Here is a 14422-nt window from a genome sequence, read left to right as displayed (position 1 = left end):
GGCGAGGGGCGGGCCGGGCGTCTACGCGTCCGGTTCCGTCGCTCCGCCCGCGCGGAGCCGGCGGTCGAGGGCCAGCGACAGCTCCGCCTCCACCACGCTCTTCGCGAGCGGCCGCAGCCGCCACACGTCGTCCTCGCCCGCGTGGGCGCGCAGCACCTCGGTGAAGAGCTCCGCGAGGGCGTCGGCGTGCTCGCGGACGCGGGAGCCCGCCTTGAGCACCTCGGCGAGCGGGATGCCCTCCCGGACCAGGGCGGCGGAGACGTCGAGCAGCCGGCGGCTGATGTGGATGATCTCCTCGCCGTCGGTGACGAGATAGCCGAGGTCGAGCGCGGCGGCGAAGTTCTCGGCGGTGACCTCGCCGGCGAAGTGGTCGGCCAGCTCCTCGGGGGTCAGGCGGACCGGCTCCTCCTCGGAGGGGGCGGGGAGGGCGAGGACCTCGCGGACGTTCCGGCCGCTCTCGAAGGCGGTGGTGAGGTCGGCGATGCCGTTGAGGGTGTGACCGCGCTCCAGGAGGGCGGCTATGGTCCGCAGCCGGGCCAGGTGCCGGGTGTCGTACCAGGCGATCCGGCCCTCCCTGCGGGGCGGCGGGATCAGTCCGCGCTCGCGGTAGAAGCGCAGGGTGCGCACGGTGATGCCGGCGGCGGCCGCCAGCTCCTCCATGCGGTACTCGCGTTCGCCCTCGTCCGTCACGGTCTCGGTTCCCGGTCCCTTGCCCGATCCTTCTGCCACGTCCGCCAGCCTATGTTGTACCGCCGGTAACTTTCCCTCGTCGTACCCCTACCGCTCGGTATGGAGCTGCTCTACAGTCCCGACTGTGCCAGTGATTGCTGGCGCGATCGACCGGGCGCGCGGGAGGCGGCATGGCGAAGCACGAGCACGTACGGGTGGCGGTGATCGGATCCGGATTCGGTGGCCTCGGCGCCGCGGTCCGGCTGCGCCGCGAGGGGATCACCGACTTCGTGGTCCTGGAACGGGCCGACTCCGTGGGCGGCACCTGGCGGGACAACAGCTACCCCGGCTGCGCCTGCGACGTCCCGTCCCACCTCTACTCCTTCTCCTTCGCGCCCAACCCCGACTGGCCCCGGACCTTCTCCGGGCAGCGGCACATCCGGGCGTACCTCGAACACGTCACGGACACCTTCGGCATCCGCCCCCACCTCCGCCTCGACCACGAGGTGCTGCGCATGGTGTGGGACGCCGAGACGCTCCGCTGGGAGATCGAGACCAGCCGCGGCAGCTTCAGCGCCGAGGTCGTCGTCTCCGCGACCGGACCGCTCTCCGACCCCAAGATCCCGGACATCCCCGGTATCGCCGACTTCCCCGGCAAGGTCTTCCACTCGGCCTGCTGGGACCACGACTACGACCTCACCGGCAAGCGCGTCGCCATGGTCGGCACCGGCGCCTCCGCCATCCAGATCGTGCCCGCCATCCAGCCGCGGGTCGGGAAGCTGACCCTCTTCCAGCGCACGCCCCCCTGGGTCATGCGCCGCATGGACCGGGCCATCACCGGCCCCGAGCGCTGGCTCCACCGCGCCCTGCCCGTCACCGGCACCCTGCGCCGGGGCATCCTCTGGGGCATCCGCGAACTCCAGGTCGGCGCCTTCACCAAGCACCCGAACGAACTCGGCCTGGTCGAGAAGCTCGCCAGGGCCAACATCGCCAAGTCCATCAAGGACCCGGTGCTGCGGGCCAAGCTGACGCCCTCGTACCGCATCGGCTGCAAGCGCATCCTGCTCTCCAACGCCTACTACCCGGCGCTCGCGCAGCCCAACGTCGACGTCGTCGCCTCCGGGCTCCGTGAGATCCGCGGCTCCACCGTGGTCGCCGCCGACGGCACCGAGACCGAGGTCGACGCGATCGTCTTCGGCACCGGCTTCCACGTCACCGACATGCCGATCGCGGAACGGGTCGTCGGTGAAGGCGGGCAGACCCTCGCCGAGTCCTGGAAGGGCGGGGTGGAGGCGCTGCGCGGCGCCACCGCCGCCGGCTTCCCCAACTTCATGACGGTCATCGGCCCCAACACGGGCCTCGGCAACTCCTCGATGATCCTGATGATCGAGTCCCAGCTGAACTACCTGGCCGACTACCTGCGCCAGCTGAACGTCCTCGGCGGGCGCGCCGCCCTCGCCGCCCGGCCCTCCGCCGTCGGCGCCTGGAACCGCAAGGTGCAGGCCCGGATGGAGCGGACCGTCTGGAAGGCCGGCGGCTGCGAGAGCTGGTACCTCGACGCCAACGGCCGCAACACCACGCTCTGGCCGGGCACGACCGGCGAGTTCCGGCGCGAGACCCGGCAGGTCGACCTCTCGGAGTACGAGGTCATCCGCGCGCCGAAGCCGATCAGGACCGCGGAGGCGGCCAGGCCCGCGGAGGCGGTCGAGTCCGCCGAGCCGGTCACGTCCACCGAGCCGGTCGAGTCCGCCGAGGCGGCCGTACCCGCCGAGCCCACCGAGTCCGTCGAGTCCACCGAGCCCGCCGCCGCCGCGAAGAGCCGCGGCACCACCTCCCGCAAGAAGGAGGCCGCCCAGTGAGCCGGCACCTGACCTCGCTGCCCCCGTCCCGCGAACTCACCGCCGTCTCCGCCGACGGCTCCCGGATCCACGTCGAGGTGTACGGCCCCGAGGGCGCGCCCGCCGTCGTCCTCGCCCACGGCTGGACCTGCTCGATCGCCTTCTGGGCCGAGCAGATACGGGCCCTCGCCGCCGACCACCGGGTCATCGCCTACGACCAGCGCGGCCACGGCCGGTCCCCGGCCCCCGCCGGGCCCTCCGGGTACGCGACCCGCGCGCTCGCCGACGACCTCGAAGCGGTCCTCGCGGCCACCCTCGCCCCCGGTGAGAAGGCCGTCGTCGCCGGGCACTCCATGGGCGGCATGACGCTGATGGCGGCGGCCGGCCGGCCGGGCTTCCGGGAGCACGCGGCGGCCCTGCTGCTCTGCTCCACCGGACCGTCCCGGCTGACCGCCGAGGCCACCGTCGTCCCGGGCCGTCCCAGCGGGCGGCGCACCCGGCTGACCCGGGGCGTCCTCGGCGCCAAGGCGCCCCTCGGACCGGTCAACGCCGTCTCGAAGAAGATCCTCAAGTACGCGACGATGGGACCGGGTTCCGCCCCGGACCGGGTCGACGCCTGTGCCAGGATCGTGCACGCCTGCCCGCGCGGCGCCCGTGTCGGCTGGTCCCGGGTGCTCTCCGAGCTCGACCTCGAAGCGGGCGTACGGGCCCTCGACCTGCCGGTCGCGGTCCTCGTCGGCACCGCCGACCGGCTCACCCCGCCCGTCCACTCGCGGGCGATGGCCGAGGCGCTCCCGCAGTGCGTGGGCCTGCTCGAACTCGCGGGCATGGGCCACATGACGCCGGTGGAGGCCCCCGAGGCCGTCACCGCGCGGATCCGTGAACTGACCGACACGTACCTGGAAGTGAAGGAGAAGGCATGAGCCGGGTGAGCCTGGAAGGACAGGTCGCGGTCGTCACCGGAGGTGCCCGCGGCGTCGGGGAACTCCTCGCCCGCAAGCTGTCCGCGCGCGGGGCGAAGATCGCGCTGGTCGGCCTGGAGCCGGAGCAGCTCAAGGAGGTCGCCGGGCGGCTGCACACCGAGGCCGACTGGTGGCACGCCGACGTCACCGACCACGAGGCGATGGCCAGGGTCGCGGCCGAGGTGAAGGAACGCTTCGGGAAGGTCGACATCGTCGTCGCCAACGCCGGTGTCGCGGCGGGCGGTCCGTTCGCCGAGTCCGACCCGGTCGCCTGGCGCCGGGTCATCGAGGTCAATCTGATCGGCGGCGCCGTGACGGGCCGGGCGTTCCTGCCCGTCCTCATGGAGTCCCGGGGGTACTTCCTCCAGATCGCCTCGCTCGCGGCGCTCACCCCGGCCCCGATGATGTCGGCGTACTGCGCCTCCAAGTCGGGTGTCGAGGCCTTCGCGCACAGCCTGCGCGCCGAGGTCGCGTACAAGGGCGTGAAGGTCGGCGTCGGCTACCTCTCCTGGACCGACACGGACATGGTGCGGGGCGCCGACGAGGACGACGTGATGCGGGAGTTGCGGCAGCGGCTGCCGTGGCCGGCGAACCGTACGTACCCCCTCGGCCCGGCCGTCGACCGGATCGTCGCGGGCATCGAGCGGCGCTCCCCCCATGTGTACGCGCAGTGGTGGCTGCGCGGGATGCAGTCGGTCCGGGGCTATCTGCCCGGGATCATCGCGACCGTCGGACAGCGCGAGATGAAGCGCTTCGAGCCCCGGCTCGGCTCGGTGCCCAAGGGGCTCGTGGGTGCGGGCGGGGCGGCCGACGAGGAGGCCAGGGCGGACGGGCCCGCCGCCCGGTAGCGGTCCGTAACCGATCGACATGCGTGGAGTGTTCGCTCGTGCAACGCTGGTCGAGGCCCGAGGGGCAAGCAGCCCCCGGCCCCCGCACACACCCTTCTAGGAGTGAACTTCCATGGGTATGCAGGACCAGTTCAAGGACAAGGGCAAGCAGGCCGCGGACAAGGCCAAGCAGGCCATGGGCAAGGCGAAGGACGAGGCGTCCGAGCGCGCCTCCCAGGGCCGTGGCCGTCCCGAGGACGAGACGCGCCGGGCCCAGCAGGAGGCCCAGGACCGTCTCGACCAGGACTACGACGCCTGACGCGTCGCGCTTCGCCTGCGATCGTGTCGGTCGCGCGGGGAGGGCGCACCCGGGTCATCCCGGGTGCGCCCTCCCCTGTGCGTGTGCTCGCTGACCGCGAGTCCCGTCGGGCTCAGGCGACGCTGTCGTACGGACCGCCGTAGACGTTGGTCAGGGTCGCGGCCTGCGGGCCGAGCAGCGGGGTCTTCCAGTCGCCCGTACCGCGGTAGAGGTACTGGCCCTGCGCGCCGACGCCGACCAGGTCGGGGCGGCCGTCCCGGTTCGCGTCACCGACGCCGACCAGGTGCTGGTAGGGGCCCCAGCCTCCGCTGATCCTGGTGCGGGCCGCGAAGGTGCCGTCACCCTTGCCGAGGTAGAGCCAGAGCACGCCGGCCGTGTCCCGGGCGACCAGGTCGCCGGCCGGTCCGCCCGCGACGTTGCCGACGGCGGCCAGCTGGTTGTAGATGCCCCAGCCGTAGCCGATCTTCTTGCGCGGGGCGAAGGGGGTCGTGGCGGAGCCCGTGCCCTTGTGCAGCCACAGGTCGCCGGCCTTGTCGAGGCCGACCAGGTCGGCCCGGCCGTCGCCGGTCAGGTCGCTGCCGCCCGCGAGCTGCTGGTAGACCTGCCAGCCGCCGCCCAGGCCGACCCGGGGGGCGAAGCCGCCGCGCCCGTCGCCCTGGTGCAGCCAGAGGACGCCCGCCTTGTCCCGGGACACGAGGTCGGCGACGGGCGAGCCGGCGACGTCCCCGGTGACCTCGATCCGGTCGTAGATCTGCCAGCCCGGTCCGATCAGCTGGTGGGTGTAGGCCTTGAGCTGTTCGCCGTACGTGGTGTTCGCCCGCCACAGCCGGCCGGAGGTGTCCCTCAGGAAGACGTCGGGGGCGCCGTCGTCGTCGAAGTCGTGCGGCTTGGGCGTGCGGGTGGCCGTGAACGAACCGGTCGCGACCGCAGGCGGGCCGATGTAGTTGTCGGGCTGGGCGGTCAGTTCCCACGTGTAGTCGCCGTTGTACGAGCCCTGCCACTCGAAGGTCGCCTTCGCGGTGTCCCGCGGGTAGTCGTAGGCCCGGAAGTCCGCCCCGGTCCGGGTGTGCCACACCCGGAGCTGCACGTTCGCGCCGGGCCTGGACAGGGTCCAGCTGAACGTCGCCTTCCCGCCGTTCCTGTCGAGGTCGACCTTGGCGGGGACGTCGTCGCCCGTGATCTGCAGCGCGGTGGGCTCGCCGGTGCTCGCCACCAGGGTGACGGCGGGGGTGTCGTCCCCCGTCGCCGTGACCCGGTACATGCCCTCGCCCTGTTCGACGCTGCCGCCCCGCACGTACAGGCTGCCGTCGCCGGCCGCGGCGGCCGAGGTCATGTGGTCGAGCAGCTTCGCCGTCGTCTTCGTGGCCAGGTGGTACGCGGTGACGGGGCCCAGCGGGGTGTAGTCCTCGAAGGCGCCCCCGGCGCCGTACACGACCCAGCCGCCGACCAGGCGGACCAGGAACTCGCCCTGCACCGGCTGGGGGACGGGGACTTCCTGGACGGCCTCCGTGGCCCGGTCCATGACGAAGACCGCCGCACGGGTGTTGGCATCGCCCCTGGCCCAGGCGACGTGCGTCGCGGAGACGGCGCTGATCGTGGCGCCCGCCGGGAGGTCGAAGCTCTTGCCGACGGTGTCGGTGGTGAGGTCGAGCAGCGCCCACTTCCGCACGCCGTCCGCGGTGAACTGGACCAGGGCGTCGTCGGGGGTGCCCGGCTGGATCGTGACGGCGGTGGCGCCGGTCGGCAGGCCCGCCACGTATCCCGTGCCGCCCGCGATGGTGTGCTTGAGCAGGTCCGTGCCGTCGGTGGTGAACACGGCGTCCGCGGCGGAGCCGACGTACGCGGACGTGTTCGTCAGGGGGTCGAGGGGGACCTCGCGGATCGCCATCGTCGTCAGGTCCCGGAGCGTGACCTTGTAGTGCTCGGCGAAGACCAGGAAGTCGTTGGTCCGGGTGGACCGCAGATACGTGCGGCTTCCGTAGCCGGCCGCGGTGCCGCCCGCGTACCAGGCGAATCGGGTCTGGAGCCCGTCCGCGGACCGGGTGAGGAAGCCCTTCACGCCGGCGTCGGCCAGCTTCTGTCCCTTCGGGAACGGGATCGGGGCGTCGGCGGTGACCGCCGTGACGGCCGCCGCGGAGCCGGCGGGGGCGGCGTTCGCCGGGACGGCGAGTGCGCCCGCGCCGAGGGTGACGGCGAGAACGGTGGTGACGGCGACGACCAGCCGGCGTCGCGTCGTGCGGGCGTGAAGCACGTTCGAATTCCTCCCGGAGCACTGGCGCGCCATGCGCCACACCCGGTCAGACCCGTCACAGGCCGAAAAGTTGTACGTGTCCGGCGGCGGATCTTCGTACGGTGGCGCCCATGGCCGTACTTGAGCGACTGCGATCCGATCACGCCACCGCCCTCCTCGCCTTCGAGCGCGAGAACCGGGCGTACTTCGCCGCGTCCGTGCCCGACCGGGGGGACGCGTACTTCGCCGACTTCGCGGAACGCCACCGGGCCCTGCTCGACGAGCAGGAGACCGGGGCGATCCGGTTCCACGTGCTGGTGGGGGAGGGCGGGGAGATCCTCGGGCGGTTCAACCTGGTCGACCTCGTCGACGGGGAGGCCGAGCTGGGCTACCGGGTGGCCGAGAGGGCGACCGGGCGCGGAGTGGCGACCGCCGGGGTGCGGGAGGTGTGCCGGCTGGCGCGCGAGACGTACGGGCTGAGCCGGCTGACCGCCGTCACGACCCTCGACAACGCGGGGTCGAGGGCCGTGCTCGGGCGGGTCGGCTTCGGTGTGGTCGGGAGCGTGACGCTCGACGGTCGGGCGGGGGCGGCGTACGAGCTGGACCTCGGGGAGCTGGCCTTCGACCAGGGCCTGCCTTCTGGATCAGCCCCTAGCTCGTCGCCCGGGGCGGCAGCTTCGGGCGGGAGCGGTCCGGCAGTGCCTCGTATCCCGGCGGACTCGCCGCCGGGCTCTCCGTGAGGAGCGCGAGGGCCAGGTTGACCGCGTCGTCGAGCTGTCCGTACCGGCCCTCCGCCCAGTCCAGTGGCGTACGGAGCACCGCGAGGTCCGGTTCGACGCCGTGGTTCTCCAGGGACCAGCCGTACTCGGGGAACCAGGCCGCGTTCATCGGGACGGTGATCTGGGTGCCGTCCCCGAGCCGGTGGCGGCCGGTCATGCCGACCACCCCGCCCCAGGTGCGCTGGCCGACGACCGGACCCAGGCCGAGCAGCTTGAACGCGGCGGTGATCATGTCGCCGTCGGAGGAGGTCGCCTCGTCCGCGAGCGCGACGACGGGGCCGCGCGGGGCGTTGGAGGCGTACGCGACGGGCTGGGCGTTGCGGGTGAGGTCCCAGCCGATGATCCTGCGGGTCAGCTTCTCGATGACGAGCTCGCTGATGTTGCCGCCCGCGTTGCCGCGCACGTCGACGATCAGCGCGGGCCGGGAGACCTCCATCCGCAGGTCCCGGTTGAACTGGGCCCAGCCCGAGCCGCCCATGTCGGGGATGTGGAGGTAGCCGCAGCGGCCGCCGCTGAGTTCCCGTACCACCGCACGGCGTTTGGCGACCCAGTCCTGGTAGCGCAGCGGGCGTTCGTCGACGAGCGGGACGACGGCGACGCGGCGGGCCGGGCCCTCGCCCTCGGCGGGGGTGAAGGTCAGCTCGACGGTGGTGCCGCCGGTGCCGGAGAACAGCGGGTACGGGCCGGCGACGGGGTCCACGGGCCGGCCGTCGACATGGGTGAGGACGGCGCCCTCGCGGATGCCGGTGCCGGCCAGCGGGGAGCGGGCCTTGGAGTCGGAGGACTCGCCGGGCAGGATGCGCTTCACCGTCCATCCGGCCTCGCGGAGCACCAGGTTGGCGCCGAGGAGGCCCATGGGCCGCTGGTAGTGCGGGGGTCCCTCGTTGCGGCGGGCGGGGGTGACGTATGCGTGCGAGGTGCCCAGTTCGCCCATCACCTCGCGCAGCAGGTCGGCGAACTCGTCGGGGGAGGCGACCCGTTCCACGAGCGGCCGGTACTGGTCGAGGACGGCCGTCCAGTCGACCCCGCCCATCCCGGGCTCCCAGAAGTAGGCGCGGACGATCCGCCCGGCCTCGTCGAAGGCCTGCCGCCACTCGGCGCCCGGGTCGATCTCGTGCAGGATGCGCCGCAGGTCCAGATAGACGGTGGAGTCGCCGTCCCCGGACTCGGTCGCGGGCACCGCCCGCAGCTCGCCGTCGTCGGCGACGACCAGCCGGGTGCCGTCGCCGCTGACCGCGAACCAGTCGAGGTCCTTGGCGAGTTCGCTCTTGCGGGCCCGGGTGATGGAGAAGTGCTCCAGGGTCGGCTTCCCCGAGGTGTCGGCCGGGTTGGCGAAGGTCTCGCCGAGCGCGCCCGAGATCGGCCAGCGCAGCCAGACGAGACCGCCGCCGCCGACCGGGTGCAGGGCCGAGTACTTGGAGGCGGCGACGGGGAACGGGGTCACCCGCTCCGCCAGCCCCTCGATCTCCACGGTGACCGTGCCGTCCCCGGTGTCCGTGTCGTCGTCGGCGGGGTCGAGACCTCCGGCCGCCGGGCGCCCGTCGGGCAGCAGCGCGAACGGCGAGGGCGTCGCGGAGGAGAGCGGCACGAGATAGGGGCGGCAGCCGAGCGGGAAGGACAGGTCGCCGGTGTGCACGTCGTACACCGGGTCGAAGCCGCGCCAGGACAGGAAGGCGAGGTAGCGGCCGTCCCGGGTGAAAACGGGGTTCTCGTCCTCGAAGCGCCCGTTGGTGACGTCGACGACGGTCCGGGCGCCGGGCCCGGAGATCCGGGCCATCTTGATGGAGCGCAGGGAGCGGCCGATGCCCGGGTGGGACCAGGTGAGCCAGTCGCCGTCGGGGGAGAAGGCGAGGTCGCGGACGGGCCCGTTGACGGACCTGATCAGCTCGGTGACCTCGCCGTTGGAGTCCTCGGTCGCGTCGAGGAGGAGGAGCCGGCCGTCGTGGGAGGCGATGGCGAGGCGCTCGCCGTCCGGGTCGGCGATCAGTTCCTCGACCCGGCCGAGGTCGCCGGAGGCGAGGCGGCGCGGGGGCCGGTCGCCGCTGGCACGCGGCAGATAGGCGACCTCGACGGCGTCCTCGCCCTCGGCGTCGGTGACGTACGCGACCTGCCCGAGGCTGCCGAGCATCTCGGGCAGCCTGACCCGGACGCCCGGGGTGTCGACGATGGTCCGGGCCGGGCCGTCGCGGTGCGTCAGCCAGTACAGGCTGCCGCGTACGGACACGGCGCTGGCGCGGCCGGTCTCGTCGACGGAGAGCGCGTCGATGTGGTGGGCGGCGGGCGCCTGGTAGGCGCGCCGGCCGACCCGCTGCCCGCCGAGCCGGACCTCCAGCCTGCGGGGGCGGGAGTCGGCGGTGAGCGCGTCGACGATCCAGAGGTCGCCGGCGCACTGGTAGACGACGCGGCGGCCGTCGCTGGAGGCGTGCCGGGCGTAGAACTCGTCGTGGTCGGTGTGGCGGCGCAGGTCGGTGCCGTCGGGCAGGCAGGAGTAGAGGTTGCCGACGCCCTCGTGGTCGGAGAGGAAGGCGACCCGGCCGTCGACGGCCATGGGGCAGTCGAGGTGGCCGCCGATGTCGGGGAGCAGCCGTTCGCCGTGCAGCCAGAGGCGGCCGGTGGCGCCGCCGAGGTAGCGCTTCCAGGAGGCGGGTTCGTGCGGCGGCTTGCCGGTGAGGAGCAGGGTGCGGCGCTCCCCCTCGGCGTCGGTGACGCTGATGTCGGAGACCGGGCCCCAGGGCAGCCGGCGGCCGGGGGAGCCGTCGGTGGGGACGGTGTAGGCCCAGGAGTAGTACGAGAAGGGCTGGCCGTGCGAGGAGACGGCGAGGATCTCGGAGCGGCCCTCCTGGTCGGGCGGTGTCCAGCCGCAGACCCGGGTGTCGGTGGACCCCCAGTAGCTGAGCCGCCGGGCCGCGCCGCCGTCTATGGGGACGAGGTGGATCTCGGGGTCGAGGCTGCGCCAGTTCGTGTACGCGATGTGGCGCCCGTCCGGCGAGAAGCGCGGGTGGCCGACCCGGGTCCGGTCGACGGTGAGCCGCCAGGCCCGGCCGGGGCGGTGGCCCTCGGGGACGAGCGGGGCGATCCACAGGTCGTCCTCGGCGGCGAAGCACAGGAGGTCGTCGTGGAGGTGCGGAAAACGGAGATACGCGACGTCGTCACTCACGCCCTCATGCTTTCCGCGCGGAGGGGGTGTGGCAACTCGTACGTGCTTGCGGGTTTCCCGTCCTGCGGGGATTCCCGTGTGGCCCAGGACACGTACGAAACGGTTTCGTTTCGTTGGGGGCGGGGGTATCTTCGTACTGTACGAAACCGTTTCGTTCGGTCCGGAGGTCGGCATGGCCCGCAGCAGACTCACTCCCGAGCGGGAGTCCGAGCTGTACGCGGCCGTTCTCGACCTCCTCCGCGAAGTCGGCTACGACGCCCTCACCATGGACGCCGTCGCCGCCCGCACCCACTCCAGCAAGGCCACCCTCTACCGCCAGTGGGGGAGCAAGCCCGAACTGGTCGCCAGGGCGCTGCGCGACAACAAGCCGGCCGACCTCTCCGAGATCGACACCGGCTCGCTGCGCGGCGACTTCCACGAGCTGATCCTGCGGACCGACGACTGCCAGATGGAGAAGGACTCCGCGCTGATGCGGGGTCTGGCCCATGCCGTCCACACCAACCCCGAACTGCACCGGGCGCTGCGCGAGCTGCTCATCGAACCCGAGATGAACGGCCTCGACGAAGTGCTGCGCCGAGCGGTCCGCAGGGGCGAGGTCGAGGCCGGGAACCCGGCGCTGAAGCTCGTCCCGCACATGCTGATCGGTGCGTTCGTCGCCCGCCCGCTGATCGACGATCAGCCGGTGGACCGCGCCTTCCTCAGCGCGTACATCGACGCCGTCGTGCTCCCCTCACTCGGCGTCTGACCCGCTCCACCCCTCTTCACCGCTCCACCCTCTCCACCTGACGTCGCACCGCTCACGCCGTCGGGCCGGCTCCCCACGCCCTGACCCACCCCACACCGGGAGACGCCCCCGTGGCCACGTTCCTCTACAAGTTGGGCCGTTCCGCCTTCCGGCGCCGACGGCTCGTCGCCCTCCTCTGGGTGGCCCTCCTGGCGGTCGCCGGGATCGGCGCCGCCACCGCACCCGCGGCGACTTCCAGCTCCTTCTCGATCCCCGGCACCGAGGCCCAGCGCGCCTTCGACCTGCTCGAAGAGCGCTTCCCGGGCGCCGGCGCCGACGGGGCCACCGCCCGCGTCGTCTTCAAGGCCCCCGAGGGCCAGAAGGTGACCGACCCGGCGCACAAGGCCGTCGTCGAGGAGACCGTCGCCGCGCTGAAGTCCGGCTCGGACCAGATCGTCTCGGTCGCCGACCCGTACACCGCGCAGGCCGTCTCCCAGGACGGCTCCACCGCCTACGTCTCCGTCGCCTACAAGGTCAACGCGATGGAGCTGACCGAGGAGACCCGCGAGGCCCTCAAGGACACCGGCCAGAACGCGCAGGGCAAGGGGCTGACCGTCGAGATCGGCGGCGACGCGCTCCAGAGCATGCCCGAGCAGGGCATGAGCGAGGCCATCGGCGTCGTCCTCGCGGGCGTCGTGCTCGCCCTCACCTTCGGCTCGCTCGTCGCCGCCGGACTCCCGCTGCTCACGGCGGTCATCGGCGTCGGCATCGGCGTCTCGACGGTCACCGCGCTCGCGTACGCCCTGGACCTGGGCTCCACCACCTCCATCCTGGCGTCGATGATCGGCCTCGCCGTCGGCATCGACTACGCCCTCTTCATCGTCTCCCGCTACCGCGCGGAGCTGGCCGAGGGCCGCGAGAAGGAGGAGGCGGCGGGCCGCGCGGTCGGCACGGCGGGATCGGCCGTCGTCTTCGCCGGACTCACCGTCGTCATCGCCCTGGTCGGTCTGGCCGTCGTCAACATCCCGATGCTGACGAAGATGGGCTTCGCCGCCGCCGGCACGGTCGTGATCGCCGTACTGATCGCGCTGACCCTGATCCCGGCGCTGCTCGGCTTCGCCGGCGACAAGGTCGTCGGCCGCAAGCAGCGCAAGGCGGGGAAGGCCGGCGAGGCCGCCGCTCCGAAGAAGAGCGACAAGCCCAACGGCGGCACCCGCTGGGCCCGCTTCGTCATCCGCCGCCCCGTCATGGTGCTGGTGATCGGCGTCCTCGGCCTCGGCGCCGTCGCGCTGCCCGCCGCCTCCCTGGAGATGGGCCTGCCCGACGACGGCGTCAAGCCGACCTCGACCTCCGAGCGCCGGGCGTACGACGCGCTCTCCGACGGCTTCGGCCCCGGCTTCAACGGCCCGCTGCTCGTCGTCGTGGACGGCGACAAGGCGACCGCCGACCGGACCGTCTCCACCATCAAGGGCCTCGAAGGCTGGGCGGCCGTCACCCCGGCGACGCCGAACAAGGCCGGCGACGCCGCCATGATCACGGTGGTCCCGAAGGACCGGCCGTCCTCGGCCGCCACCGAGAACCTCGTCCACGACATCCGGAACGCCACCGGCGACGACGTCCTCGTCACCGGCGCCACCGCGATGAACATCGACTTCTCGCAGAAGATGAACGACGCCCTGGTTCCGTACCTGGCGCTCGTCGTCGGCCTGGCCTTCCTGCTCCTGACCCTGGTCTTCCGCTCGGTCCTCGTCCCCCTGAAGGCGGCCCTCGGCTTCCTGCTCTCGGTGGTCGCGGCGCTCGGCGCGGTCGTCGCGGTCTACCAGTGGGGCTGGCTCGGGAGCCTCTTCGGGGTCGAGCAGACCGGCCCGATCATGTCGATGATGCCGATCTTCATGGTGGGTGTCGTCTTCGGTCTCGCGATGGACTACGAGGTCTTCCTCGTCACCCGGATGCGTGAGGCGTACGTCCACGGGGAGCGGCCCGGCGAGGCGATCGTGACCGGCTTCCGGCACAGCGCCCGGGTGGTCACCGCCGCCGCCGTGATCATGATCGCGGTCTTCTCCGGCTTCATCGGCATGGACGACCAGATGATCAAGATGATCGGCTTCGGTCTGGCCGTCGCGGTTCTCTTCGACGCCTTCGTGGTCCGGATGGCGATCGTCCCGGCCGTCCTCGCGCTGCTCGGCCACAAGGCCTGGTGGCTGCCGAAGTGGCTGGACCGGATCCTGCCGAACGTCGACGTGGAGGGCGAGGCGCTCGCCCGGCACACCGACGGGGCCCCGGGTGGGAGCGCGAAGCCGGACCTCGTGAAGGTCTGATCGGGGGTTCGCCCGGTCCGTACGCCGTCAGCGCGTCGGGATCCGGGTCTGCTCGATCCGTACGCCGTCAGCGCGTCGACATCGACGTGCCGGCGGCGTACGTGTGCCTGAGGAAGCGGAGCAGGGCGGTGGTGTCGAACTGGACGACCGTGACCCCCTCGTCCGTGTGCAGCTCGACCACCGTCTGGACCCGGCCGCAGGGCCAGACCCCGATGTCGCCGCGGCGGGTCGGGGCGCGCAGCCCGGTCTCCAGGAGGGCCCGCGGGAAGGACCACTCGACCGCGCCGGGGAAGCCGAAGCGGACGGTCGCGGGGGAGAAGCCGGGGTCGTACCGGAGGGACACCGGCACGGGGCGGGAGAGCGGGGCGTCGCTGATGATCCGTCCCTTGGCATGGTCGTCGACTTCGCGGTCGTGCGCGGCGGCCATCGGGGGGCTCCTCACGGTTTGTCCTCTTATCGACTCACTCTTGCACTCCTTCCCGGTGGGTGCGCGGCGCATGCGTGGACGGGTACGGGTGTGCGCGGGGTCACGTGCGACCGTGCGCCGCCGTTCTGTGACCCGTGCGCTGTTGCAAGCTCTTTGCAGGAGCGCCCTATCA

The 14422-nt window shown here is 72.6% G+C and carries 11 protein-coding genes; 7 read left to right on the top strand and 4 right to left on the bottom strand.

The features are described 5' to 3' along the window. Positions 1 to 21: 21 nt before the first annotated feature. Complete coding sequence (locus tag ASD33_RS05760) at positions 22 to 660, bottom strand: MerR family transcriptional regulator (protein ID WP_056554945.1); 639 nt, start codon at positions 658 to 660, stop codon at positions 22 to 24. Positions 661 to 860: 200 nt separating this feature from the next. Here ASD33_RS05760 and ASD33_RS05755 point away from each other — a divergent pair, with 200 nt between their 5' ends. The 4 genes from ASD33_RS05755 (at position 861) to ASD33_RS05740 (ending at position 4615) form a co-directional block, all read left to right on the top strand. Next, positions 861 to 2528: an NAD(P)/FAD-dependent oxidoreductase gene (locus ASD33_RS05755; protein WP_056554350.1), complete on the top strand. Its 1668-nt coding sequence runs from the start codon at positions 861 to 863 to the stop codon at positions 2526 to 2528. Continuing rightward, positions 2525 to 3430: an alpha/beta hydrolase gene (locus ASD33_RS05750; protein WP_056554347.1), complete on the top strand. Its 906-nt coding sequence runs from the start codon at positions 2525 to 2527 to the stop codon at positions 3428 to 3430. The genes ASD33_RS05755 and ASD33_RS05750 overlap by 4 nt, the downstream gene beginning before the upstream one ends. Continuing rightward, a complete protein-coding gene (locus ASD33_RS05745; RefSeq protein WP_056554344.1) occupies positions 3427 to 4317 on the top strand; it encodes an SDR family oxidoreductase in 891 nt (296 codons plus the stop codon). Before ASD33_RS05750 ends, ASD33_RS05745 begins: the two co-directional genes overlap by 4 nt. A 112-nt stretch (positions 4318 to 4429) precedes the next feature. Beyond that, entirely contained in the window at positions 4430 to 4615 is a 186-nt protein-coding gene (locus ASD33_RS05740) for a hypothetical protein (RefSeq protein WP_056554342.1), read from the top strand. Between the two features lie 112 nt (positions 4616 to 4727). Here ASD33_RS05740 and ASD33_RS05735 read toward each other — a convergent pair whose 3' ends face one another. Then, entirely contained in the window at positions 4728 to 6866 is a 2139-nt protein-coding gene (locus ASD33_RS05735) for a VCBS repeat-containing protein (protein WP_079044579.1), read from the bottom strand. A gap of 110 nt (positions 6867 to 6976) precedes the next feature. Between ASD33_RS05735 and ASD33_RS05730 the strand changes: the two genes are divergently transcribed. Beyond that, positions 6977 to 7585: a GNAT family N-acetyltransferase gene (locus tag ASD33_RS05730; protein ID WP_079044611.1), complete on the top strand. Its 609-nt coding sequence runs from the start codon at positions 6977 to 6979 to the stop codon at positions 7583 to 7585. Here the strand turns inward: ASD33_RS05730 and ASD33_RS05725 are convergent. Further along, positions 7497 to 10781, bottom strand: a complete 3285-nt coding sequence (locus ASD33_RS05725; protein WP_056554336.1) for a S41 family peptidase — start codon at positions 10779 to 10781, stop codon at positions 7497 to 7499. The two genes, ASD33_RS05730 and ASD33_RS05725, sit on opposite strands and share 89 nt — an antisense overlap. Before the next feature lie 172 nt (positions 10782 to 10953). On the opposite strand from ASD33_RS05725, the gene ASD33_RS05720 reads away from it, so the two are divergent. Beyond that, positions 10954 to 11526 carry a TetR/AcrR family transcriptional regulator gene (locus tag ASD33_RS05720; protein ID WP_056554333.1) on the top strand — a complete coding sequence of 191 codons (573 nt, stop codon included), beginning with the start codon at positions 10954 to 10956 and terminating at the stop codon, positions 11524 to 11526. 110 nt (positions 11527 to 11636) lie between these two features. Then, positions 11637 to 13823, top strand: a complete 2187-nt coding sequence (locus ASD33_RS05715) for an MMPL family transporter (RefSeq protein ID WP_056554330.1) — start codon at positions 11637 to 11639, stop codon at positions 13821 to 13823. Between the two features lie 67 nt (positions 13824 to 13890). Here the strand turns inward: ASD33_RS05715 and ASD33_RS05710 are convergent, their stop codons facing one another. Beyond that, positions 13891 to 14250, bottom strand: a complete 360-nt coding sequence (locus tag ASD33_RS05710) for an SsgA family sporulation/cell division regulator (protein ID WP_056554327.1) — start codon at positions 14248 to 14250, stop codon at positions 13891 to 13893. Positions 14251 to 14422: the final 172 nt, after the last annotated feature.

It is taken from the genome of Streptomyces sp. Root1304, assembly GCF_001426405.1.
Lineage (GTDB): Bacteria > Actinomycetota > Actinomycetes > Streptomycetales > Streptomycetaceae > Streptomyces.
Note: the sequence above shows the minus strand (reverse complement) of the source record. Positions and strands in the feature narration are given on the sequence as shown.

Excerpts from the sequence above, each read along its gene's own strand:
- ASD33_RS05730 (WP_079044611.1), top strand. The coding sequence starts at position 6,977 with ATGGCCGTACTTGAGCGACTGCGATCCGATCACGCCACCGCCCTCCTC.
- ASD33_RS05720 (WP_056554333.1), top strand. The coding sequence starts at position 10,954 with ATGGCCCGCAGCAGACTCACTCCCGAGCGGGAGTCCGAGCTGTACGCG.
- ASD33_RS05740 (WP_056554342.1), top strand. The coding sequence starts at position 4,430 with ATGGGTATGCAGGACCAGTTCAAGGACAAGGGCAAGCAGGCCGCGGAC.
- ASD33_RS05760 (WP_056554945.1), bottom strand. The coding sequence starts at position 660 with ATGGAGGAGCTGGCGGCCGCCGCCGGCATCACCGTGCGCACCCTGCGC.
- ASD33_RS05710 (WP_056554327.1), bottom strand. The coding sequence starts at position 14,250 with ATGGCCGCCGCGCACGACCGCGAAGTCGACGACCATGCCAAGGGACGG.
- ASD33_RS05745 (WP_056554344.1), top strand. The coding sequence starts at position 3,427 with ATGAGCCGGGTGAGCCTGGAAGGACAGGTCGCGGTCGTCACCGGAGGT.
- ASD33_RS05755 (WP_056554350.1), top strand. The coding sequence starts at position 861 with ATGGCGAAGCACGAGCACGTACGGGTGGCGGTGATCGGATCCGGATTC.